This is a genomic window from Carboxylicivirga fragile (assembly GCF_050589805.1).
In the GTDB taxonomy this organism is placed as follows: Bacteria; Bacteroidota; Bacteroidia; order Bacteroidales; family Marinilabiliaceae; genus Carboxylicivirga; species Carboxylicivirga fragile.
Genome location: NZ_JBNGOY010000120.1, coordinates 1 through 979, shown reverse-complemented (window position 1 = coordinate 979; position 979 = coordinate 1). Strand labels below are relative to the sequence as shown.

At 33.2% G+C, this 979-nt stretch carries 1 protein-coding gene; it reads right to left on the bottom strand.

The features are described from left to right. Window positions 1-199: 199 nt before the first annotated feature. On the bottom strand, window positions 200-751 hold the full coding sequence (locus ACRD7B_RS22745) for a DUF6705 family protein (protein WP_430826970.1): 552 nt from the start codon (window positions 749-751) through the stop codon (window positions 200-202). Between the last annotated feature and the right edge of the window lie 228 nt (window positions 752-979).

The following is a 979-nucleotide window of genomic DNA, read 5'->3' as shown; positions in this document are numbered from 1 at the left end:
GTTGTAAAATGTTTCGCAAAATCAATTTACAACTTTGAGGGGAAACCTTTAGGGAGTACCCTCATTTTAAAAAATTAGTCGGTCACTAGTGAAATTTTTACATAAAAAAAGAGCTGTTCATCGCGAACAGCTCTCTGTACATTTTTTTGCTTACTTGGTATGAACAATATACTACTTGAAATCTCAGTATAGAAGTTTTTTATTCTATCTTATACATAATTAAATCAGTTGGTACTGTCCAACTTGTATCATATCGCCCAATTCCATCAGGGCCAATATTAGCCATAGCTTTGCTAATGGTATCGGTATTACGAATGAACCATGCAGCTTTATTTACATTCGAGGAATCTATAATAAAACTTGCTTGATCACTTTTGTTGCGAGTAATGTCTTTAAATCTAAAGTTAGTTGTGAAATCATCTTTACTGCATATACCTACTCCACATGTTCTGCTTCCAAGTGATAAATCACCCACTCTATTTAAAGAAGATTCAATAATTATCCCATTAACTTTTACTTCATGCCACCCTATTATGGCATCGTAGTGATAGCCCGCTTTTGCCGCTATTTTTTTTCGAATTTTAAAAATGACAGTAAAAGTTGTGTCGTTTCTGACACCTTGCCATTTACCAACAAATTTATTTAATGCTGGATCTTGAATGTAATCACCTGCTTTGGGATATGTTTCCCACTGAGCAAATACGCTAATCGTTATTATAGATAGAACAATAGTTGTTATACATTTTCTCATAATGGTTCAATTACTTGCAGGTTTTTGTTATTGCATTAAAGAGGCTGTCATTGTAAAAGTGACAGCCTCACTTATTATTCCTATTGCGCGTCATTAATCGCAACAAGATAAACTAACACCAATATTTATAATAAAATATCACTAGTGACCGACTAATTTTTTAAAATGAGGGTACTCCCTAAAGGTTTCCCCTCAAAGTTGTAAATTGATTTTGCGAAACATTTTACA

Bases quoted from the DNA above. Each gene is read 5' to 3' on its own strand.
- ACRD7B_RS22745 (WP_430826970.1), bottom strand. From the start codon at position 751: ATGAGAAAATGTATAACAACTATTGTTCTATCTATAATAACGATTAGC.